Consider the following 23686-nt stretch of genomic DNA (forward strand, 5'->3'; position numbering starts at 1 on the left):
CTCTATACTGTTTTTTGCAACTCTAGTATATCAGATGAACATGTCTTTTGTGTTGCACTTCATTTTACAACAGGGCGGAAGAAAATATTTTCAAATCAATTGAAAAAATTCTGAAAATTATATTGACACTTGGCTGAAAAGGGACTATAATGAATAAAAAGTCAAAAAGGAGTTTATAATGAAATTTTCAAAAGTAATGTCCCTAGCAGGAGTAACGCTGTTAGCATCAGGTGTTTTGGCAGCTTGCTCAGGTTCAGGATCCAGTGCAAAAGGTGAGAAAACTTTTTCTTATGTTTATGAAACAGACCCAGATAGCCTCAACTATCTGACAACAGGTAAGGCTGCGGTTGCTAATATCACAAGTAATGTCGTTGATGGTTTGATGGAAAATGACCGTTATGGGAACTTCGTGCCATCTTTGGCAGAGGACTGGTCAGTTTCTAAAGACGGTTTGACTTACACTTATACAATCCGTAAAGATGCTAAGTGGTACACTTCTGAGGGTGAAGAATATGCGCCAGTGAAAGCCCAAGATTTTGTAACAGGTCTTAAATATGCAGCTGATAATAAGTCAGAAGCCCTTTATCTTGTTCAAGAATCTATTAAAGGTCTTGATGCTTATGTAAAAGGTGAAGTTAAAGACTTCTCAGAAGTTGGAATCAAGGCTGTAGATGATCAAACAGTTCAATACACTTTGAACAAACCAGAAAGCTTCTGGAACTCTAAGACAACCATGGGTATTCTTGCACCAGTCAATGAAGAATTCCTTACTTCTAAAGGAAGTGACTTTGCCAAAGCAACTGATCCAAGCAGTATCCTTTATAATGGTCCTTTCTTGTTGAAATCATTAGTAGCAAAATCTTCAGTAGAATTTGAAAAGAATCCAAACTACTGGGATAAGGACAATGTTCATATTGATAAAGTAAAACTATCATTCTGGGATGGTCAAGACAATAACAAACTTGCAGAAACCTTTAAAGATGGTGGTTTCTCAATGGCTCGTCTCTTCCCAACAAGTGGAAGCTACTCTGAACTTGAAAAAGAGTTTAAAGACAATATCGTTTATACACCACAAGATTCTTCAACCTTCTTAGTTGGTACAAATATTGACCGTCAGTCTTACAAATATACTTCTAAGACTACAGACGAGCAAAAGACTTCAACTAAGAAAGCTCTTCTTAACAAAGACTTCCGTCAAGCTATTGCCTTCGGTTTCGATAGAACAGCATATGCTTCTCAAGTTAATGGAGAAAGTGGAGCAAGCAAACTCCTTCGTAACTTGTTCGTACCACCAACATTTGTTCAAGCAGATGGTAAAAACTTTGGAGAGTTAGTTAAGGAAAAATTAGTGACCTATGGTGATGAGTGGAAAGATGTTAATCTAGACGATGCTCAAGACGGTCTTTACAATCCTGAAAAAGCAAAAGCAGAATTTGCTAAGGCTAAGACAGCTCTCCAAGCGGAAGGTGTTCAATTCCCAATCCACTTGGATATGCCTGTTGACCAAACCAATACTACAAAAGTTCAACGTGTTCAATCATTGAAACAATCGCTTGAAGCAACATTAGGAACTGACAATGTCGTTATTGATATCCAACAACTACAAAAAGATGAAGTCCTCAATGTTACTTACTTTGCTGAAACGGCTGCCGGTGAAGATTGGGACCTTTCAGATAACGTTGGTTGGTCTCCAGACTACATCGACCCATCTACATACCTTGATATCATCAAACCATCAGTAGGTGAAAATACTAAGACTTACCTAGGATTTGATTCGGGCACAAACAATGCAGCTGCTAAACAAGTTGGTTTAGAAGATTACGAAAAGATGGTTGTTGAAGCTGGAAATGAAGACACTGACGTTTCAAAACGTTATGATAAATATGCTGCAGCCCAAGCTTGGTTGACAGATAGTGCATTGATTATTCCAACGACTTCTCAAACTGGACGTCCAATGTTGTCTAAGATGGTACCATTCACACTTCCATTTGCTTACTCAGGTAACAAGGGAACAAGTGAAGCCCTCTTGTACAAATACCTTGAACTTCAAGATAAACCAGTAGCTGCTGATGATTATCAAAAAGCTCAAGATAAATGGAAGAAAGAAAAAGAAGAATCTAATAAAAAAGCGCAAGAAGATCTTGCAAATCATGTCAAATAAGAAAAAAGAGGCCGGACAAAAAGTCTGGCCTTTTGATATCATTCCTGAGACATCAGTTTGACATTTTGGTTATTGGTTCAAGCACTGCATTGAAGTAGTAGAACAGACTTTCTAAGTCACGCCCCAGTTCATAGATAAACTACATAAACACAAGGTAACTTTTATCTATAATTTTAAACAGTTTTCCCGACTATTTAACTTGTGTTTAGGATAAGGTTGCGATTGAGATAACTTTGACAGTTTTTAGTTTGTTCAGTTGTTTCTCTTCCTATTTTTAAAAAGTTTGATAGAAACTATATAGAAAAAACTGAGGTGTTATTCTCAGTTTTTTCTATATTTTATTGCTGTCTTCGTGGATTTTGTTGAGGTTGGTTTTGTTGTTGAGAATTTGCAGATGAGTTTGGTTGCGTTGCATTTGGATTAGTAGTACCATTCGTATTTTCGTTTGAAGAGCTTTCACTTTCAGTTGTTGAAGTTGAACTTGAGCTAGAGCTCTCTGTTGTCGAACTTGCTTGAGTTGATTGTGGAATCCAGTTGCTACGTGCCCCATTCTTGAAGACGTAGTCACCGCTTCTATAAAGTCCTTCTGGCATTTTCCAGTCACCAGGATGATCGTCCTCTGCTAGATACTGCATCATAGAACGATAGATACTAGTGGCAACTGTAAAGCCATCACCAACGATTGGAGTAAGGCGGTTTGAGTAACCAGTCCAGACTGCCATTGAATATTTACGGGTATAACCAACAAACATTTCATCCGGAGCAACAAATTGACTTGTTTTAATGTGGTTTTCTATCTCTTCATCAGTGTAGTTTGATGTACCAGTTTTACCTGCTTGTGGAAGCCATGAAATATAAGCGTCTCGACCTGTACCAGAGTATAATACTGTTTTCATCATTTCTGTCATCATATAGGCGGTTGTTTCTTTCATAGCACGAGTACCTTGATCAGAAAACTCTTTTGAACTACCGTCGCTAAAGACAACTTTATTGATATACATTGGTTTGTGATAGATACCACCGTTAGCAAATGCAGCATAGGCAGCAGCCATTTTTTCACTACTTGCACCGTACTGTTTACCTGATTCAGTCGTATTACTTGAAATTGCGTTTGCATATACCATGGTTGGATAATCAATGCCAAGTCCATTTAAGAATTTTTTGGCTTTATCAAGTCCAACTCTATCGAGAGTTTCGACTGCTGGTACGTTACGAGATTGTTGGATAGCAGTTTGAAGAGTGATGTTACCATAATAGCCACGATCCCAGTTGTAGACTGGAGTGCTAGTACCTGGGAAGTTATATGGTACATCCTTAAGCATATAAGCAGTTGAGTCATAGATATCGTACTCAAGTGCAGGTGCATAGTCCGTAATTGGTTTCATAGTTGAACCCCAGTCACGGTTTGTTTCCACTGCTTGGTTAGTACCAAAGGATACATTGCTAGCTTGGTGACGAGATCCGAGTTGGGCAATAACTTTACCATTTGATACATCAACGATAGTAGAAGCTGCTTGGATATCATCATCAGGATAGTTTACGTATTGATCAGTGTTATAGACGTCCCAAAGGTGTTTTTGTACCTCTTGGTCGACGTTTGTATAGACTTCCATACCTGTTGTTAATAGATTATAACCTGTCTCTTGTTCTACTTGATCAATAACCTCTTTAAGATAGTTATCCATGTACTGTGGATAGCTATTAAGAGATTTTAGACTTTGAAGTCCATCTGTGATTGGAGTATTGATGGCTGTTTCATATTGTTCGGCTGTAAGGTATCCTTGCCTTTGCATTTCTGACAAAACGAGGTTTCGTCTTTCAAGGGCAGCTTCAGGATGAGAATAAGGATCGTACTGGTTTGGAGCCTGTGGCATACCTGCTAAGAGTGCTAGCTGTGGAATGGACAAATCTTTGAGATCCTTACCATAGTAGTTCTCTGCAGCAGTCTGCATACCATAGTTACCATTTGACATGTAGACCTTATTGACGTAATAGGTCAATAATTCTTGTTTAGTTGCAGTTCGCTCTAGCTGGATAGCTAACCAAGCCTCTTGAACTTTACGGGATAGGGTTTGATCAGCTGTTGATGTTGAGAAGTAGGTCAATTTTATCAACTGCTGAGTCAAAGTCGATCCACCTTGAAGACCGCTATTGCTTCGAAGGTTACGAAGGAAAGCTCCTGCTATACGAATGCTATCAATTCCTCTATGGTTAAAGAAACGGTGATCCTCGATAGAGACAATCGCATTGACAAGATCGGTAGGAATGTCACTACTTTGAGCATTGACACGACGTTCAGCACCTAAATCTGCGATTAGTTCATTTTTGCTATCATAAATTTTACTTGATGTAGTTGCAACAAGTTTGCTCTCGGAAAGTTCAGGAGCCTTATTTGCATAGTAAAGAAAGACACCACCACCAACCAGGAAAGCTGCGATAAATAAGCTAATCACACCAATGCCGAGGTATTTAGCGATGCGTAAGATAGTTTGTTTGTTCATATTGTTTTACCACCTAGTAAATGTTGTTTGACTGTATCAAGGTAAGGAATTTGTGGAAAAGCAGACTGCTCAATCACATAACCGAATTCTTTGATATAGTCAAGCGGCATTGACTTTTTACCCATATCCTGATGATAAAAACGGATGAGGTCAAGTGCCGGCAATAAATACGTTTCTTGATAAGAAGAAAAATGAAGAAGGACAAAGCAAATTCCTTTTTGTTCAAGGACTTGTTCCATATGCCGAATCTGATGAGGATGGAAGTTCTTCATCGGAATCGCATGTTTTTGCTTGGTTTCCTTGGCTTCGAAATCGATGTAAAACCCTTCATAAACTCCAGAATAATCGGTAGTCGATGCTTGTCTAAAATAAGCTTCAACAATCTTAGCACGACTACGCTGAGGATAGTCTACGCGGACAATCTGAACGGGAGTTGGTTTCTTATGGATAACAGCTAAACCGTGTGTCAGATAATAATCGTTTGTAGCATTGATCATCTTCTCAAAGGTCATCCCACGATTTGCGAAATTTTTAGTTTGTGAGGTGACTTGTTGTTTTTTTTTCGATGAAAGTTTATGAGGATAGTTGACCATAATTCTCCTTATTGGTACAATAACATCACTCTATTATACCATAAAAGTGAACAGAAAGGGTGAAAAAATGCATACTGCCTTGGTTTTAGGCTATTCTAGCTTTGATTTAGGATTGTTTAATGACAAAGATATTCGTTTAAAAATTATTAAAAAAGCCATTCGTAGAGATTTGGAAAAAATGGCTGACGAAGGGTTGAAATGGTTGGTGTTTACGGGAACTCTGGGATTTGAATACTGGGTTTTGGAGGTGGCCAGAGATATGAAAGATGACTTTGGTTTCCAACTTGCGACTATCTTTGATTTTGAGACTCATGGGGAAAACTGGAATGAGGGGAATCGGGTTAAACTTAGTGAATTTAAACAAGTTGATTTTGTTAAATACGCCTATCCGAACTATGAACACAAGGGTCAATTACGAGATTATCAACTTTTCTTACTTGAAAATACAGATGGAGCCTATCTTTTTTATGATGAAGAAAATGAAACAAAACTGAAGTATTTTTACGAACTGATGAAAAAGAAAGACAACTATATTACAAAAAGATTAACATTTGAGGAATTAAACGAAGTAGCTGAAAATTTTTCCGAAAATTGAGCCTTTGACCTTGCTTTTTGTTTGCCTTTTTTTATATAATAATACTAGCAACTGAGAATGGAGAGAGACATGGCAAGTATTATTTTTACAGCAAAAGATATTTTTGAGCAGGATTTTGGAAGAGAAGTACGTGGATATAGTAAAGCAGAGGTTGATGAATTCTTGGATGACGTCATCAAGGATTATGAAACTTATGCAGCATTAGTAAAGTCACTCCGTTTAGAAATTGCAGAGTTGAAAGAGGAATTGGCGAAAAAACCTCAAGTGACTCCAGTAGCTTCTGAACCAGCAGAGCTTGGAAGTACAACTTCTATGACAAACTTTGATATTTTGAAACGTTTGAATCGTCTTGAAAAAGAAGTATTTGGCAAACAAATCATGGATAATTCTGATTTCTAAGAATACTTCTGTTGTGCAATTTTTGGATAATCGCGTGAAGAGAGTTTCTTTTCATGAGGAAAGTCCATGCTAGCACAGGCTGTGATGCCTGTAGTGTTTGTGCTAGGCGAAACCATAAGCCTAGGGACGAGAAATCGTTACGGCAGTTGAAATGGCTAAGTCTTAGGATATGTCAGAGTAGACTTGAAAGTGCCACAGTGACGGAGTCTCTCTGGAAACAGAGAGAGTGGAACGCGGTAAACCCCTCAAGCTAGCAACCCAAATTTTGGTCGGGGCATGGAGTGCGCGGAAACGAACGTAGTACTCTGACTGCTAGCAGCTAGAGCTGCTAGTGGTAGACAGATGATTATCGAAGGAAGTGGTCCTAGTCACTTCTGGAACAAAACATGGCTTATAGAAAATTGCATATAGGTTGGGGCTGAGAATATTCTCAACCTCATTTTTTAAAGTGAATAAAGAAAGGTCTATAAAAGACTGAAATGAAAACAACATTTAATTTAATTGCGACTGCTGCGGCGGGTTTGGAAGCTGTAGTTGGACGTGAAGTAAGAGATTTGGGTTATGATTGTCAAGTTGAAAATGGGCGAGTTCGTTTTCAAGGTGATGTTAAAGCGATTATCCAAACGAACCTGTGGCTAAGAGCTGCGGATAGAATCAAAATTGTTGTGGGAACTTTTCCTGCAAAAACATTTGAAGAGCTCTTCCAAGGTGTTTTTGCTCTAGATTGGGAGAACTATCTCCCACTTGGAGCCCGTTTCCCAATTGCCAAGGCTAAGTGTGTCAAGTCAAAATTACACAATGAGCCAAGTGTGCAGGCAATTTCTAAGAAGGCAGTTGTTAAGAAACTACAAAAACACTATGCACGACCAGAAGGTGTTCCCCTGATGGAGAATGGCCCAGAGTTCAAGATTGAAGTTTCCATTTTGAAAGATGTAGCGACTGTTATGATTGATACGACCGGATCAAGTCTCTTTAAACGTGGTTACCGTACTGAAAAGGGTGGAGCTCCGATCAAAGAAAATATGGCTGCTGCAATTTTGCAATTGTCAAACTGGTATCCTGATAAGCCCTTGATTGATCCAACCTGTGGTTCAGGAACCTTCTGTATCGAGGCGGCTATGATTGCACGCAAGATGGCTCCTGGTTTGCGTCGTTCCTTTGCTTTTGAAGAATGGAACTGGGTCAGTGATCGTTTGATTCAAGAAGTTAGAACTGAAGCTAGTAAGCAGATAGATCGAGAGATTGAACTGGACATTATGGGTTGTGATATCGACGGACGTATGGTGGAAATTGCCAAAGCCAATGCGCAGGCGGCGGGAGTATCTGGAGATATTCTCTTTAAACAGATGCGCGTACAGGATTTACGTACGGACAAGATTAATGGAGTCATTATCTCTAACCCGCCTTATGGTGAACGCCTGTCAGATGATGCAGGAGTAACAAAGCTTTATGTTGAAATGGGTGAGGTTTTTGAACCTCTCAAGACTTGGAGTAAGTTTATTCTGACTAGTGATGAAGCCTTTGAAAGCAAATATGGTAGTCAGGCAGACAAAAAACGAAAACTCTATAATGGTACTTTGAAAGTTGATCTATATCAATACTTTGGTCAACGTGTCAAAAGAAATTTGACAGATTAGAAAGGAGCTGCCATGGATCCGAAGGATAAAAAAGAAGAATTGTTAGAACCGGAGAAAATCTCCCAAGAACCTCAGTTTGACTTTGAGGAAGCTAAGGATTTGACAGTTGGACAAGTTATTCGAAAAAATGAAGAAATCGAAGCAGGTGTAACTCCTGATGATACGATTTTGGACAAATATATTAAACAACACCGTGAAGAAATCGAAGCTGATAAATTTACAAACATTCAGGCGAAGAAAGAGGAACTTCAAAGTCTAGATGATTTGATCCAAGATGCTAAAGAAACGATTGAAGAAGAGGTGGAACCAGTAGAAGAAGTCTCTGAATCAGAAAAGTTTGCTGAAGAAGAGGGAGTAGCAACTGAAGAAGTTCTCCTTTCGCCACTAGAAGAAACTTTAGTTATGGATAAAAATCTTGTAGAGGAAGTATTTGAATCAGAACAGGTAGAAAATGAGGAAACTTTACAAGAAGAAACCCCAATTCTAGCTCGCTCTCTTCAAGAAGAGGATGAGCCACGACGCAAAAAACTGTGGGTTATCTTGTCAGCTCTTTTAGCGATTATTGTCTTGATTATTGGGGGTAGCTACTACGTTTATCGTCAAATTACGCGTTCTTCCCAAGAAATTCAGTCTCAGTCATCTGATGCAGGTTTAGTAAGCAATCAAGCAATACTCGATCAATTTAACAGTCTCTATGACACTTTTTATACTGATGAGAATAAAACTGCCCTAAAAAATAGTCAGTTTAGTCAATTGAGTCAGCTCAAAGAGCTATTAGATAAACTTGAGGGTGCTAAAGAACATACTCTTGCAAAATCAAAATATGATAGCCTTGAAACACAAATCAAGGCAGTACAAGATGTTAATGCTCAATTTGAAACCCCAGCTATCACTGATGGTGTCTTAGATACGAATGCTAAGATTAAGGCAGATGCTAAATTTACCGAAGTTAAGACTGGGAATACTGAAATTGATAAACTGCTAGATAAGGCTATTAGTCTCGGTAAGAGTCAACTTTCAAGTTCTACAAGCTCTAGCAGTAGTCAATCAAGTTCATCAAATCAAACAGAGTCAAACTCAGCAACTGAAAGCAATGCTAGCAGCTCTGCTAATGCATCAACTTCAGCGGGTGAAACAGCCTCAGCAAATAATATCCTTAATAGTGGACTAGCAAGCAATGGTGTGAACCTACAAAGAAGTGTCAGTCGAGTACCTTACAATCAAGCTGCTGTTAGTGATAGTAGTAATCCTGCTTGGACTTTTGCAGATGGTGTCCTTGAACGAATTCTTGAGACTTCGCGTGCGCGTGGCTACATTACAGGCAACCAATATATTTTGGAACCTGTGAATATTGTTAATGGTAACGGCTACTATAATCTTTATAAACCAGATGGTACCTATCTCTTTACCCTTAATTGTAAGACAGGTTACTTTGTAGGGAATGGTTCTGGACATGCGGATGATTTAGACTACTAGTCAAATTGTTACAAAATTCTTTCTTTTCACAGATAAACATGATAAAATAAAACATATTAAACAAGAGGAGTGTCACATGACAAAAGCTAACTTTGGTGTTGTTGGTATGGCCGTAATGGGTCGTAACCTTGCCCTTAATATTGAATCCCGTGGTTATACAGTTGCTATTTATAACCGTAGTAAAGAAAAAACTGAAGATGTGATTGCTTGCCACCCTGATAAAAACTTCGTGCCAAGCTATGATATCGAAAGCTTCGTAAATTCAATTGAAAAACCACGTCGTATCATGCTTATGGTTCAAGCAGGACCTGGTACAGATGCGACGATTCAAGCCCTTCTTCCACACTTGGATAAAGGTGATATTTTGATCGACGGAGGAAACACTTTCTATAAAGATACCATCCGTCGTAATGAAGAATTGGCAAACTCAGGTATCAACTTTATCGGTACTGGTGTATCTGGTGGTGAAAAAGGTGCCCTTGAAGGTCCTTCTATCATGCCTGGTGGACAAAAAGAAGCTTACGACTTGGTGGCTGATGTTCTTGAAGAAATCTCAGCTAAAGCACCAGAAGATGGAAAACCATGTGTGACATACATCGGTCCTGATGGAGCTGGTCACTATGTGAAAATGGTCCACAATGGTATCGAGTACGGTGATATGCAATTGATCGCAGAAAGCTACGATCTTATGCAACACTTGCTTGGTCTTTCTGCAGAAGATATGGCTGAAATCTTTACTGAGTGGAACAAGGGTGAATTGGACAGCTACTTGATCGAAATCACAGCTGATATCTTGGGCCGTAAAGACGATGAAGGCCAAGATGGACCAATCGTAGACTACATCCTTGATGCTGCAGGTAACAAGGGAACTGGTAAATGGACTAGCCAATCAGCGCTTGACCTTGGTGTGCCATTGTCACTCATTACTGAGTCAGTATTTGCTCGTTACATCTCTACTTACAAAGAAGAGCGTGTACATGCTAGCAAGGTGCTTCCAAAACCAGCTGCTTTCAAATTTGAAGGAGATAAGGCTGAGTTGATTGAAAAAATCCGCCAAGCCCTTTACTTCTCAAAAATCATCTCATACGCACAAGGTTTTGCTCAATTGCGTGTAGCTTCTAAAGAAAACAACTGGAACTTGCCATTTGCGGACATCGCATCTATCTGGCGTGATGGATGTATCATCCGTTCACGTTTCTTGCAAAAGATCACAGATGCATACAACCGTGATGCAGATCTTGCTAACCTTCTTTTGGATGAGTACTTCTTGGACGTAACTGCTAAGTACCAACAATCTGTTCGTGATATTGTAGCTCTTGCTGTTCAAGCTGGAGTACCAGTACCAACATTCTCAGCAGCTATTACTTACTTTGATAGCTACCGTTCAGCTGATCTTCCAGCTAATTTGATCCAAGCACAACGTGACTACTTTGGTGCCCACACTTACCAACGTAAAGACAAAGAAGGAACTTTCCACTACTCTTGGTATGACGAAAAATAAGTAGGTCAGCCATGGGGAAACGGATTTTATTACTTGAGAAAGAAAGAAATCTAGCTCATTTTTTAAGTCTGGAACTCCAAAAAGAGCAATACCGAGTTGATCAGGTAGAAGAGGGACAAAAAGCCCTCTCCATCGCTCTTCAGACAGACTATGACTTGATTTTACTGAATGCTCATCTAGGGGATATGACAGCCCAGGATTTTGCAGATAAGTTGAGTCGAACCAAGCCAGCTGCGGTGATCATGATCTTGGACCATCGAGAAGAATTGCAAGACCAACTTGAAACAATCCAGCGTTTCGCTGTTTCATATATCTATAAACCTATCATTATTGATGATTTGGTCAGTCGTATTTCAGCTATCTTCCGAGGTCGAGATTTCATCGACCAACACTGTAGTCGGATGAAAGTTCCGACAGCTTATCGTAATCTGCGTATGGATGTTGAACACCATACAGTATATCGTGGCGATGAAATGATTGCTCTCACTCGTCGTGAATATGACCTCTTAGCTACCCTTATGGGAAGCAAGAAGGTTTTGACTCGTGAACAATTGCTGGAAAGTGTTTGGAAGTATGAAAGTGCGACCGAAACCAATATAGTGGACGTTTATATCCGTTATCTACGTAGCAAACTTGACGTAAAAGGTCAAAAGAGCTATATTAAAACCGTGCGTGGTGTTGGTTACACCATGCAAGAATAGAAAAGCAGTTGCAGTTTTGTAACTGCTTTTTTTGAGTCGTTGAAATGTTGACATATGATTTGATTTTTGCTACAATCATTTTGGAGGAAACAAGAATGAAATTTTTGAAAAAAATGATACAAGTTGGGCTTGCAGTATTTTTCGTAAGTCTGTTAGCAACAAGTACAGTATTTGCGGATGATGCTGATTCAGAAGGCTGGAAATTTGTTCAAGAAAATGGTAGAACCTACTACAAGAAGGGTGATATCAAAGAAAAGGCCTGGCGAGTGATAGATGGGAAGTACTATTATTTTGATCATGTATCAGGAGAAATGGTTGTCGGCTGGCAATATATCCCGTTTCCATCTAAAGGTAGTACAATTGGTCCTTACCCAAATGGTTTAAGATTAGAATCTATGCCAATGCCACAATGGTATTACTTTAACCAAGATGGCGTACTACAAGAATTTGTTGGCTGGCAACAATTAGAGGTAAAAGATTCCTTAACCGTTGGGAAAAAACATGGTGAAGGCTGGGAAGGTCCAGAAGTTCTTAAATTAGCATACTACTACTTTGATCAAGATCATTCATTAAAAACAGGTTGGCTTTACGATCAGTCTAACTGGTATTACCTAGCAAAAACAGGAAATTCTGGGAATAAGAATCTTGGTGGTGAGAGACGTTCTGGTTGGATTAACGACAATTCGACTTGGTACTATCTCAATCCAACAACTGCTGCAATGCAAACTGGTTGGCAGTATCTTGGTAACAAGTGGTACTATCTCCGTTCATCAGGTGCTATGGCGACCGGTTGGTATCTAGATGGTTCAACTTGGTATTATTTAGATACTCAAAATGGTGATATGAAAACTGGCTGGATTTATGTCGATAATACTTGGTATTACCTCCGTTCGTCAGGAGCTATGGTGACAGGTTGGTTCCAAGCTAATGGTAAATGGTACTATGCTTATAGTTCAGGTGCCCTAGCTGTAAATACCACAGTAGGTGGCTACCAGGTCAACTATAATGGCGAGTGGGTACAGTAATGAAAACAAGCGATTGTGAAAGGAAACAATCGCTTTTTTTGTGAAAATATAATAAAATAGAAAGGAATAAAGTTCTAAAATTTTATCTAGAAACAGATGATTTTCATCTGATAGTAGGATTAAATGACAAAAGAAGTTGGTGTCGGTCAGGCACATAGTAAAATTATTTTAATAGGAGAGCATGCAGTGGTTTATGGCTACCCAGCCATCTCTTTACCTCTTTTAGAGGTAGAGGTGACTTGTCGGGTGGTTCCAGCAGATACACCATGGCGTCTTTTTGAAGAGGATACCTTGTCCATGGCAGTTTATGCTTCTCTCGAGTATTTAAATATCCAGGATGCTTGCATCCGTTGTCAAATTGACTCGGCTATTCCTGAAAAACGTGGGATGGGTTCTTCAGCAGCTATCAGTATTGCGGCCATTCGAGCGGTATTTGATTATTACCAAGCAGAACTTCCACATGATGTGTTAGAAATTTTGGTCAATCGGGCGGAGATGATTGCCCATATGAATCCTAGTGGTTTAGATGCTAAAACTTGCCTAAGTGACCAGCCTATTCGTTTTATCAAGAATGTTGGTTTTGAAGAATTAACAATGGATTTGTCAGCTTATCTGGTCATTGCAGATACTGGAGTTTATGGACATACTCGTGAAGCTATCCAAGTCGTACAGAGCAAGGGCAAGGATGCCTTACCTTTCTTGCATGCACTAGGAGAGTTGACCCAAGAAGCAGAAAAAGCTATTCAAACAAAAGATACCATGAAGCTAGGAGAAATTCTAACCAAAGCTCATGGAAATCTAAAAGAAATCGGAGTTAGTAGCCCTGAGGCAGATGCCTTGGTTGAAACTGCCATTGAACATGGTGCTCTAGGTGCCAAGATGAGTGGTGGTGGTCTAGGTGGCTGTATCATTGCCTTGGTTGCTAATGTCAGCCAAGCGCAAGAACTAGCAGATAGATTAGAAGAGAAAGGAGCTGTTCAGACATGGATCGAAAGCCTGTAACAGTACGTTCCTATGCCAATATTGCTATTATCAAATATTGGGGTAAGAAAGCAGAAAAAGAGATGGTTCCTGCGACTAGCAGTATCTCTCTAACCTTAGAAAATATGTATACGGAGACAACACTTTCTCCTTTGCCAGCAGATGCAAGCTCGGATGCTTTCTACATCAATGGTCAGTTGCAAAATGAAGCTGAACATAAAAAAATGAGTAAAATCATTGACCGCTACCGTCCTGAAGGAGCAGGTTTTGTTCGTATTGACACCAAGAACAATATGCCGACAGCAGCAGGTCTTTCTTCAAGTTCTAGTGGTTTGTCTGCCCTGGTAAAAGCCTGCAATGCTTACTTCCAATTAGGGCTAGATCGTAAAGAATTAGCTTTGGAAGCTAAGTTCGCATCTGGTTCTTCATCTCGTAGTTTTTATGGACCTTTGGCAGCTTGGGACAAGGATAGTGGAGAGATTTATCCAGTCGAGACTGACTTGAAACTAGCTATGATCATGTTGGTCTTGGAAGACCAGAAAAAACCAATCTCTAGTCGAGATGGGATGAAACTCTGTGTGGAAACTTCGACAACATTTAATGAGTGGATTCGTCAGTCTGAGCAAGACTACAAGGATATGCTGGTCTACCTCAAGGAAAACGACTTTGAGAAGGTTGGAGAATTAACAGAGAAAAATGCTCTCGCTATGCATGCTACGACAAAAACTGCAAATCCACCTTTTTCTTATCTGACAGATGCTAGTTATGAGGCTATGGATTTCGTTCGTCAGCTTAGAGAACAAGGAGAAGCTTGCTACTTTACCATGGATGCAGGGCCTAATGTCAAGGTTCTTTGTTTAGAAAAAGACTTGGAACATCTATCAGAACTCTTAGGTCAACGCTATCGCTTAATCGTTTCAAAAACAAAGGATTTGAGCCAAGATGACGATTGTTAAAACTTGTGGGAAGCTCTATTGGGCTGGGGAGTATGCCATTTTAGAACCAGGACAGTTGGCGCTAATAAAGGCTATTCCCATCTATATGACGGCTGAGATTAAAATATCTGATGCTTATCGACTCTACTCAGATATGTTTACTTATAGTGTAGATATGCGCCCAGATTCTTCCTATGCTTTGATCCAAGAAACAGTTACTTTGGTGGAGGACTATCTGACTGCCCAAGGAGTTGAATTACAGCCTTTTTCTATAGATATTCGCGGGAAAATGGAGCGTGAAGGTAAGAAGTTTGGTCTGGGTTCTAGTGGTAGTGTCGTTGTTTTGGTTATCAAGGCCATGCTTGCTTTTTATGAAAGGCCAGCTGAAAGAGACCTCTTGTTTAAACTGGCGAGTGCAGTCCTTCTCAAACGTGGGGATAATGGCTCTATGGGAGACATCGCCTGTATCGTTTCAGAAGACCTGGTCCTCTATCAGTCTTTTGATCGTGAGAAAGTGGCACAATGGCTAGAAAAGGAAGACTTGCCAACTGTATTAGCACGTGATTGGGGCTTTTCTATTAGGAGTGTTGAACCGGCCTTGGACTTTGATTTTTTGGTTGGTTGGACCAAGGAAGTAGCTGTGTCTAGTCATATGGTCAAGCAAATCAAGAATAATATGAACGCTAGCTTCTTGCAGGCTTCAAAAGAAACAGTAGCTAACTTGGTAAAGGCTTTGCAGACAGGTCAAGAAGAAACCATTATTGCCTTGTTAGAACAAGCCAGCCAACTTTTAGAAGGTTTGAGTTCAGATATTTACACCCCTTCTCTCAGACAATTAAAAGATGCAAGCAGAGACTTAATAGTTGTCGCAAAAAGTAGTGGTGCTGGTGGTGGAGACTGTGGGATAGCTCTCAGTTTTGACCAAGATTCGACCACATTACTGAAAAAACGCTGGGCTGATCTTGGGATTGAGCTCTTGTATCAAGAAAGGATAGGACATGACGATAAATCGGAAGGATGAGCACATCCGCTATGCCCTTGAACAAAAAAGTTCTTATAATAGTTTTGATGAAGTTGAATTGATTCATTCTTCTCTACCCTTATATGACTTAGATGAGATTGATCTTTCGACAGAATTTGCAGATCGCAAATGGGACTTTCCTTTTTATATAAACGCCATGACAGGCGGTAGTGACAAGGGAAGAGAAATCAATCAAAAATTGGCTCAGGTGGCAGATGCTTGTGGGATTTTATTTGTGACAGGTTCTTACAGCGCTGCACTTAAGGATCCATCAGATGATTCTTTTTCCGTGAAGTCAAATCATCCTGACCTCCTTCTTGGAACCAATATTGGCTTGGACAAACCTGTTGAACTAGGATTACAAACGGTCAAAGAGATGAATCCCCTTCTCCTGCAAGTTCATGTCAATGTCATGCAAGAATTGCTCATGCCAGAAGGCGAGCGTCAATTTAGATTGTGGCAAAATAATCTGAAAGATTATGCTGATCAAATCTCAGCACCTCTTGTTTTAAAAGAAGTCGGTTTTGGTATGGATGTGAAGACCATTGCTAAGGCATATGAGATGGGGATACGTACAGTTGATTTGTCTGGCCGTGGTGGGACTAGCTTTGCCTATATCGAAAATCGTCGTAGCGGTCAACGGGACTACCTCAATGATTGGGGGCAATCGACCATGCAAGCCCTTCTAAATGCCCAAGACTGGAAAGATAAGATGGAACTTTTGGTAAGTGGAGGAGTGCGCAATCCACTAGATATCATCAAATGCCTGGTCTTTGGAGCAAAAGCAGTTGGCCTATCACGCACCATGTTAGAGTTAGTTGAAAACTACTCAGTGGATGTCGTTATTACTATTGTTGAAAGCTGGAAGGAAGACCTACGTCTAATCATGTGTGCCCTTAATTGTGCAAAAATTGAGGATTTGCAGCAGGTCGACTATCTCCTTTATGGAAAATTAAAAGAAGCAAAAGATCAACTATAAGGAGGTCGGGATTTTGGTCCCGGTCTTTTTATCATTCCTCAGACTGATGTGACATTTTGGTTTTGTGATACAATAAAATGGAGAGGACGGATACATGCGAAAATTTCAAATTTTTCTATTTATTGAAGCTTGTTTATTGACAGGAGCTCTGATTATGATGGTATCAGAGCATTTTTCCCGTTTTCTGCTGATCTTGCTCTTGTTTTTACTGCTGATTCGATACTATACTGGAAGACAGGGGAATAACTTCATATTAGTGGCAGTGAGCATCCTATTTTTCTTTATCATCATGCTCAATCCCTTTGTCATTTTAGCCATCTTTGTGGCCTTGATATACAGCCTGTTCTTGCTCTATCCTATGATGAATCAGGAAAAAGAAGACACCAATCTGATTTTTGAAGAAGTAGTGACGGTGAAGAGGGAGAAAAATCGCTGGTTTGGGAACCTCCACCATTTTTCAAGTTACCAGACTTGTCGCTTTGATGATATCAACCTTTTTCGTCTCATGGGGAAAGATACTGTTCATCTAGAGCACGTGATTTTAAGCAATCATGATAATGTCATCATCTTGAGAAAACTGGTCGGTACGACTAGAATTATCGTACCAGTGGATGTGGAGGTCAGTCTCAGTGTCAATTCTCTGTATGGAGATTTAACCTTCTTTGACCAACCTAAGCGTTCTTTACGCAATGAACAATTCCATCAAGAAACCAGGGATTATCTCAAGAGTCCTAAGAGTGTGAAGATTCTTTTGACAACCATGGTTGGAGATGTTGAGGTGGTGCGAGGATGAAAAAACAGCCCTATATTTTAATTGGTCTCACTTCATTACTCTTTGTCGCCTTTCTATTTCGAAGTATTTTTAAGGTTCTGGATTTAGAGTGGAGCTCTCTCTTCCAAGATTTAGAAAAGACAGAAAAAATCGTATTTCTGGCTTTGATGTTTAGTTTTGCCCTGGCCTTTTTGTTTGTCCTATTCTGGACAATGGTTGACGAAATTTCAAAGAGAAGAATCCAAGCAAATCTCAAACGTCTCCTAGCTGGCAAAGATATTGAAAGACTGGGAGATGCTGACCTAGACGCAAGTTTTAGAAATTTGTCAGGAAAGCTCGGTTTGTTGACAGAAGCGATTCAAAAAGCAGACAATCAAGCCTTGGTCAAAGAAGAAGTGATTATTGAAAAGGAGCGCAAGCGAATCGCGCGTGATTTACATGATACGGTCAGTCAAGAAATTTTTGCTGCCCATATGATTTTATCAGGACTCAGTCAACAAGCTTCCAAATTAGACAGAGAGAAGATGCAACCACAACTCCAAAGTGTGACTGCCATTTTAGAGACAGCTCAAAGAGACTTGCGTATTCTACTCTTGCATTTGCGTCCTATTGAACTGGAACAAAAGAGTTTGGTGGAGGGTATTCAGCTACTCCTCAAAGAGCTAGAAGAAAAAAGTGAGCTCAAAGTTAGCTTTAAATATCAGGTAACTGCACTACCTAAAAAGATTGAGGAGCATGTCTTCCGAATTGTACAAGAATTGATTAGTAATACACTTCGTCATGCACAAGCTTCATGTCTAGATGTTTACCTTTATCAAACGGAAACGGAATTACAGTTGAAGGTTGCAGACAATGGTCGTGGTTTTCAGCTGGATGATGTTGATGAACTGAGCTATGGTCTGCGAAATATCAAAGAACGAGTGGAAGATATGGCTGGGACTATACAATTACTAACAGCTCCCAAGCAAGGTTTAGCAGTGGATATTCGCATTCCCTTGCTTGATTTGGATAGATAAGAGGAAGTAAGATGAAACTATTATTGGTAGATGACCACCAAATGGTGCGTCTGGGTTTAAAAAGTTATTTTGAATTACAAGATGATGTAGAGGTTGTAGGAGAAGCAACCAATGGCGCGGAGGGAATTTCTATGGCCTTGGAGCTTCGGCCAGATGTGATTGTCATGGATATTGTTATGCCTGAAGTCAATGGGATTGATGCAACACTAGCTATTCTCAAAGAATGGCCAGAGGCTAAAATCTTGATTGTGACATCTTACCTAGATAATGAAAAAATCATGCCGGTTTTGAATGCTGGAGCTAGAGGATATATGCTTAAGACTTCTAGCGCGGACGAATTGCTGCACGCTGTCCGTAAGGTAGCAGCCGGTGAATTTGCTATTGAACAAGAGGTGAGCAAGAAGGTAGAATACAACCGTAATCATATTGAACTTCACGAGGACTTGACTGCGCGTGAACGGGATGTTCTCCAACTAATCGCTAAGGGCTATGAAAATCAGCGGATCGCAGATGAATTGTTTATCTCCCTCAAAACTGTAAAAACTCATGTTTCAAACATCCTTGCTAAACTTCAGGTTAGCGACCGCACCCAGGCAGCAGTCTATGCCTTTCAGCATCACTTGGTAGGCCATGAAGACTTCTAGATGATTTTTTTGGAGTGAAATCAAAACTCTCTGTTTCAGAGGTAATTTTTTCTTTGAAATAAGTTTTTAATGTTTTTTCTTGATAAATTGGATACGTTAAGCAAAAAACAGTAATCTAGGATTAACAAGTATCTCAAGCGGTCCTGAAAACTCGGTTCTGACTTGAAAAAAGTTACTAGTATATGATATAATAGACTGTATTTAAAAAAATTTTAAGGAGAAATGACAGAATGTCTGTATCATTTGAAAACAAAGAAACAAACCGTGGTGTCTTGACTTTCACTATCTCTCAAGACCAAATCAAACCAGAATTGGACCGTGTCTTCAACTCAGTGAAGAAATCTCTTAATGTTCCAGGTTTCCGTAAAGGTCACCTTCCACGCCCTATCTTCGACAAAAAATTTGGTGAAGAGTCACTTTACCAAGACGTTATGAACGCTCTTTTGCCAAATGCTTATGAAGCTGCTGTAAAAGAAGCTGGTCTTGAAGTGGTTGCTCAACCAAAAATTGACGTAACTTTAATGGAAAAAGGACAAGACTGGGTTATCACTGCTGAAGTTGTTACAAAACCTGAAGTAAAATTGGGTGACTACAAAAACCTTGAAGTATCAGTTGATGTAGAAAAAGAAGTAACTGATGCTGACGTTGAAGAGCGTATCGAACGTGAACGCAACAACTTGGCTGAATTGGTTATCAAAGAAGCTGCTGCTGAAAATGGCGATACTGTAGTCATCGACTTCGTTGGTTCTATCGACGGTGTTGAATTTGACGGAGGAAAAGGTGAAAACTTCTCACTTGGACTTGGTTCAGGTCAGTTCATCCCTGGTTTCGAAGACCAATTGGTAGGTCACTCAGCTGGTGAAACTGTTGATGTAGTCGTAACATTCCCAGAAGACTACCAAGCAGAAGACCTTGCAGGTAAAGAAGCTAAATTCGTGACAACTATCCACGAAGTAAAAGCTAAAGAAGTTCCAGCTCTTGACGATGAACTTGCAAAAGACATCGACGAAGAAGTTGAAACACTTGCTGAATTGAAAGAAAAATACCGCAAGGAATTGGCTGCTGCTAAAGAAGAAGCTTACAAAGATGCAGTTGAAGGTGCAGCAATTGATAAAGCTGTAGAAAACGCTGAAATTGTAGAACTTCCAGAAGAAATGATCCACGAAGAAGTTCACCGTTCAGTAAATGAATTCCTTGGAAACTTGCAACGTCAAGGTATCAACCCTGACATGTACTTCCAAATCACTGGAACTACTCAAGAAGATCTTCACAAACAATACGAGGGAGAAGCTGAGTCACGTACTAAGACTAACCTTGTTATCGAAGCAGTTGCGAAAGCAGAAGGATTTGATGCTTCAGAAGAAGAAATCCAAAAAGAAATCGAGCAATTGGCAACAGACTACAACATGGAAGTTGCTCAAGTACAAAGCTTGCTTTCAGCTGATATGTTGAAACACGATATTGCAGTGAAGAAAGCTGTTGAATTGATCACAAGCACTGCAACAGTAAAATAATCTTTACAAGATAAAAGCCCACCGGATTCGGTGGGTTTTCTTATGCTTTATTTTCCGAAAAATTCTTGCAGGTCTTCTTCAGTAATCCCAATCATGGCTGGGATACTAGACCAGTTGTCTTCGGTTAGAATGTAGGATTGTTCAGTATCTGTAATTGGTGTAGCTTCAGTAGCTGATTTACTAGTTCCATCAGTTGATTCTATTAAGTCAGCGAAACGTTCAATTAGATAGGTCTTACGAGCCGTTCCGATGTGCTGAGTTGCATAGTCAAAGGCCTGTAATTCACCTAGTAAAATGAGCTTACTTTTTGCACGAGTGATGGCAGTGTAGATGAGATTGCGCTCCAGCATGCGTTTGCTTGCACTGGTGATAGGCAGGATAACAACTGGAAACTCGCTACCCTGAGACTTATGGATACTCATGGCATAGGCTAGGCGAATCTTGTACCATTCATTTCGAGGATAGGAGACCTCATTGCCGTCAAAATCGATGACAATTTCATCTTGCTTGGATTCAGTGTATTTTCCTGGAATCAAGTCTGTGATGTAGCCTAAGTCACCGTTAAAGACATTGACCTCTGCATCGTTGACTAGGTGAATGACCTTATCTCCTGTTCGATAGTGACACTGAGGAGCTTCAAAGCTAAGCAGGTCTTTTTGTGGAGGATTGAGCAGGTCTTGCATGAGCTGGTTGATGGCATCAATACCAGCAGTTCCGCGGTACATAGGGGCAAGAACTTGAATATCACGAGCAGGGATGCCACTTCTGATAGCAGCACCTAGGATTTTTTCAATGCTTGCAGGGATATGGTTACTAGCGATTTCAAAGTAGGAGCGATCTGCTTTTTTCTGGGTAAAATCTGCAGGCAATATTCCCTGACGAATCTGACTTGCAAGAGTGACGATGGTCGATTCTTCGCTCTGACGGTAGATTCTTTCCAAACGTGTTTGAGGGATGGTTGATATCTGGAGCAAGTCGGCTAGGACTTGACCAGGACTGACAGAAGGCAGCTGGTCACTATCACCAACGATGAGGATTTTACTGTTAGAGGAGATATTGGAGAAGAGATGGTTAGCTAGCCAAGTATCTACCATCGAAAACTCATCAACAATGATAAAGTCAGCATCCAGATAATCTTCCAGATGGCTGGTATCGTCGTCTCCAGTCATACCCAAGTGGCGGTGAATAGTTGCACTTGGTAGTCCTGTCAATTCATTCATGCGACGAGCCGCGCGACCGGTTGGAGCGGCTAGGAGAATGGGCAGATTGCTCTTTTTCTTGAGATCTAGTCCTTCTAAGAGAGCATAGACAGCGATAATGCCGTTGATAACAGTAGTCTTACCTGTACCAGGTCCACCTGTAAGGATAAAGACCTTGTTCTGGATAGCATCGCAGATGGCCTGTTTTTGAATGCTATCATACTCAATCCCCAGTTCTTCCTCAACAGTTGTGATATGGTCTTGGATGGTTTCTAGATCCTGTTTTTTACTCTGCCCTTTTTCGAGAATTCTGATGAGATGGCTACGAATGCCTTCCTCTGCAAAAAAGAGACTATTATCAAAGATTTTGGTATCAATCTGCTGTACCTTATCTTCTTCAATCAGATAAGCAAGCTCTTGGGCAACTTGACTCGGCTCTAGTTCGACTGGACGGGAGGATTCAAGAAGGTTGAGGGTTTGCTCCAACAAGTCTCTAGCTTCCATGTAGGTATCTCCCGTTTCCATGCAACCTTGAAAGAGACTATGGACGAGACCAGCACGGAAACGTTCGGGAGCCTGGCTCTCAATCCCCAATTCTTGGGCCAATTGGTCAGCGATGGTAAATCCCAAGCCCTTGATATCCTCGACCAGTTGATAGGGATAATTCTCGACAATCTCTAGCGTTTCTTCCTTGTAAAAGTCTTGAATCTGAAAGGCCAGTTTATTAGGAATGCCGTAATTAGCCAGTTTGGCTAAGACCATCTCTGTTCCGTAATTAAGACGAAGAGTTGAGATGAAGGCTTCACGATTTTTAGCAGAGAGTCCAGAGATTGATTGGAGTTTGTCTGGATTTTCTAAGATTTTGTCAATAGTATTCTCCCCGTAGATATCCACAATTTTCTGGGCTGTTTTGAGTCCAATTCCCTTAAAATGGCTGCTGGAGAAATACTTGACCAAGCCCTTACTAGTCGGCTTGGCTCTCTCATAGCGAGTCATTTGTAGTTGTTCACCATATTTGGAGTGTTGGACAATTTGTCCCCAAAAGGTGTATTCCTCTCCTTCAATGATATCAGCCATAGTACCTGTGACTATGATTTCATAATCATCAAAGTCTTCAGCATTGGTATCATCAATATCTAGGAGCAAAATACGGAAAAAATTGCTGACATTTTCAAAGATAATGCGCTCAATGGTGCCTGAAAAATAAACTTCCATAAAATTCCTTACAATAGTTTCTGAGAAAATGTATCTCAGATTTATACTCTTTAAAAATCAAATTCAAACCACGTCAGCTTCGCCTTGCCGTACTCAAGTACAGCCTGCGGCTTGCTTCCTAGTTTGCTCTTTGATTTTCATTGAGTATTAGTCAAAATAGAATGAGAAGAGGCTGAGATGGATAATTCTCGGCCTCTTCCTTGTTTTTAAAATGTTCCGATACGCTTAAGTGGCCAGAAGCGGAATTTGGCTTCTCCGGTTATATCTTTTGCTTTAAAGGTGCCAACATGTCGACTGTCGCTAGATACCAGACGGTCATCACCCAGTAGGAGGTATTCACCCTCTGGTACAGTGAAGGTAAAGCTAGTGTTGTAATTAACATCTAGGGTAAAGGCCTGAGCCTTTTGAGCTAAAGTTCTAAAGTATTCTCCCTTTTTACCATCCCAACCAGATCCAGTATAGGTGCTTTGGAGTTTATCTTCCTTGAAACGCTTAAGGTATTCTGCTAAATAGGGTTCATCAGTTTCTTCACCATTAATATAGAGTTTATCGTTGTCATAACGAATAGTATCTCCTGGCATACCAATGACCCGTTTAACGATATCCTTGTTCCCATCGTCTTCATGAGCAACCACAATATCAAAACGATTGATTGGGAGATGCTTAACCACAAAGAGGATTTCTCCATCTGCCAGGGTAGGATCCATGGAATGTCCTTCTACACGGACATTGCTCCAGAGAAAGAGACGGCTAAGACCTACTAGTGTAATAAGTAGGAAGATAACTCCCCACTCTTTTAAAAACGATTTTAAATATTTCAT

The 23686-nt window shown here is 40.2% G+C and carries 20 protein-coding genes and 1 other RNA gene; 17 read left to right on the forward strand and 4 right to left on the reverse strand.

Features of this window, described 5'->3' with window-relative positions; all coding sequences use genetic code 11:
- Positions 1-178 precede the first annotated feature (178 nt).
- Positions 179-2161 (forward strand): peptide ABC transporter substrate-binding protein, encoded by a 1983-nt coding sequence (locus K1I67_RS07115; protein WP_223339405.1) that lies wholly within the window; start codon positions 179-181, stop codon positions 2159-2161.
- A 338-nt stretch (positions 2162-2499) separates the two neighbouring features.
- Here the strand turns inward: K1I67_RS07115 and pbp1a are convergent, their stop codons facing one another.
- Both pbp1a and recU read right to left on the reverse strand, forming a co-directional pair.
- On the reverse strand, positions 2500-4662 hold the full coding sequence (gene pbp1a, locus K1I67_RS07120; protein ID WP_223339406.1) for a penicillin-binding protein PBP1A: 2163 nt from the start codon (positions 4660-4662) through the stop codon (positions 2500-2502).
- Positions 4659-5255 carry a Holliday junction resolvase RecU gene (gene recU, locus K1I67_RS07125; protein WP_000248769.1) on the reverse strand — a complete coding sequence of 199 codons (597 nt, stop codon included), beginning with the start codon at positions 5253-5255 and terminating at the stop codon, positions 4659-4661. Before recU ends, pbp1a begins: the two co-directional genes overlap by 4 nt.
- Before the next feature lie 67 nt (positions 5256-5322).
- Between recU and K1I67_RS07130 the strand changes: the two genes are divergently transcribed.
- The 16 genes from K1I67_RS07130 to tig all read left to right on the forward strand — a co-directional run bounded on the left by K1I67_RS07130 (position 5323) and on the right by tig (position 20451).
- The gene (locus K1I67_RS07130; RefSeq protein WP_049510169.1) at positions 5323-5850 is read left to right on the forward strand and encodes a DUF1273 domain-containing protein; all 528 of its coding nucleotides are present in this window, start codon (positions 5323-5325) and stop codon (positions 5848-5850) included.
- Between the two features lie 69 nt (positions 5851-5919).
- Positions 5920-6249 (forward strand): cell division regulator GpsB, encoded by a 330-nt coding sequence (gpsB, locus tag K1I67_RS07135; protein WP_000146538.1) that lies wholly within the window; start codon positions 5920-5922, stop codon positions 6247-6249.
- 18 nt (positions 6250-6267) lie between these two features.
- An RNA gene (gene rnpB / locus K1I67_RS07140) (RNase P RNA component class B) lies at positions 6268-6648 on the forward strand.
- Between the two features lie 80 nt (positions 6649-6728).
- On the forward strand, positions 6729-7886 hold the full coding sequence (locus K1I67_RS07145) for a THUMP domain-containing class I SAM-dependent RNA methyltransferase (protein WP_223339407.1): 1158 nt from the start codon (positions 6729-6731) through the stop codon (positions 7884-7886).
- Positions 7887-7898: 12 nt separating this feature from the next.
- Complete coding sequence (gene mapZ, locus K1I67_RS07150) at positions 7899-9362, forward strand: cell division site-positioning protein MapZ (protein WP_223339408.1); 1464 nt, start codon at positions 7899-7901, stop codon at positions 9360-9362.
- 76 nt (positions 9363-9438) lie between these two features.
- Positions 9439-10863 (forward strand): NADP-dependent phosphogluconate dehydrogenase, encoded by a 1425-nt coding sequence (gndA, locus tag K1I67_RS07155; protein ID WP_003017375.1) that lies wholly within the window; start codon positions 9439-9441, stop codon positions 10861-10863.
- 11 nt (positions 10864-10874) lie between these two features.
- Positions 10875-11564, forward strand: coding sequence for a response regulator transcription factor (locus K1I67_RS07160; protein ID WP_223339409.1), 690 nt, complete (start codon positions 10875-10877; stop codon positions 11562-11564).
- 95 nt (positions 11565-11659) lie between these two features.
- Positions 11660-12589 (forward strand): N-acetylmuramoyl-L-alanine amidase family protein, encoded by a 930-nt coding sequence (locus K1I67_RS07165; RefSeq protein WP_223339410.1) that lies wholly within the window; start codon positions 11660-11662, stop codon positions 12587-12589.
- Positions 12590-12712: 123 nt separating this feature from the next.
- Positions 12713-13591: a mevalonate kinase gene (gene mvk / locus K1I67_RS07170; RefSeq protein ID WP_223339411.1), complete on the forward strand. Its 879-nt coding sequence runs from the start codon at positions 12713-12715 to the stop codon at positions 13589-13591.
- Complete coding sequence (mvaD, locus tag K1I67_RS07175) at positions 13573-14526, forward strand: diphosphomevalonate decarboxylase (RefSeq protein ID WP_223339412.1); 954 nt, start codon at positions 13573-13575, stop codon at positions 14524-14526. The genes mvk and mvaD overlap by 19 nt, the downstream gene beginning before the upstream one ends.
- Positions 14513-15526: a phosphomevalonate kinase gene (locus K1I67_RS07180; RefSeq protein WP_223339413.1), complete on the forward strand. Its 1014-nt coding sequence runs from the start codon at positions 14513-14515 to the stop codon at positions 15524-15526. Before mvaD ends, K1I67_RS07180 begins: the two co-directional genes overlap by 14 nt.
- Positions 15504-16505, forward strand: a complete 1002-nt coding sequence (gene fni / locus K1I67_RS07185) for a type 2 isopentenyl-diphosphate Delta-isomerase (RefSeq protein ID WP_223339414.1) — start codon at positions 15504-15506, stop codon at positions 16503-16505. Before K1I67_RS07180 ends, fni begins: the two co-directional genes overlap by 23 nt.
- A gap of 94 nt (positions 16506-16599) precedes the next feature.
- Positions 16600-17298, forward strand: coding sequence for a cell wall-active antibiotics response protein LiaF (liaF, locus tag K1I67_RS07190; RefSeq protein ID WP_223339415.1), 699 nt, complete (start codon positions 16600-16602; stop codon positions 17296-17298).
- Positions 17295-18293 (forward strand): sensor histidine kinase, encoded by a 999-nt coding sequence (locus tag K1I67_RS07195; protein WP_223339416.1) that lies wholly within the window; start codon positions 17295-17297, stop codon positions 18291-18293. The genes liaF and K1I67_RS07195 overlap by 4 nt, the downstream gene beginning before the upstream one ends.
- Before the next feature lie 11 nt (positions 18294-18304).
- On the forward strand, positions 18305-18937 hold the full coding sequence (locus K1I67_RS07200; RefSeq protein WP_223339417.1) for a response regulator transcription factor: 633 nt from the start codon (positions 18305-18307) through the stop codon (positions 18935-18937).
- Between the two features lie 230 nt (positions 18938-19167).
- A complete protein-coding gene (tig, locus tag K1I67_RS07205; protein ID WP_223339418.1) occupies positions 19168-20451 on the forward strand; it encodes a trigger factor in 1284 nt (427 codons plus the stop codon).
- Positions 20452-20498: 47 nt separating this feature from the next.
- Here tig and recD2 read toward each other — a convergent pair whose 3' ends face one another.
- Both recD2 and lepB read right to left on the reverse strand, forming a co-directional pair.
- Entirely contained in the window at positions 20499-22865 is a 2367-nt protein-coding gene (gene recD2 / locus K1I67_RS07210; protein WP_223339419.1) for an SF1B family DNA helicase RecD2, read from the reverse strand.
- A gap of 206 nt (positions 22866-23071) precedes the next feature.
- Entirely contained in the window at positions 23072-23686 is a 615-nt protein-coding gene (gene lepB / locus K1I67_RS07215; RefSeq protein WP_223339420.1) for a signal peptidase I, read from the reverse strand.

It is taken from the genome of Streptococcus infantis (assembly GCF_019929575.1).
GTDB classification, from domain to species: domain Bacteria; phylum Bacillota; class Bacilli; order Lactobacillales; family Streptococcaceae; genus Streptococcus; species Streptococcus infantis_L.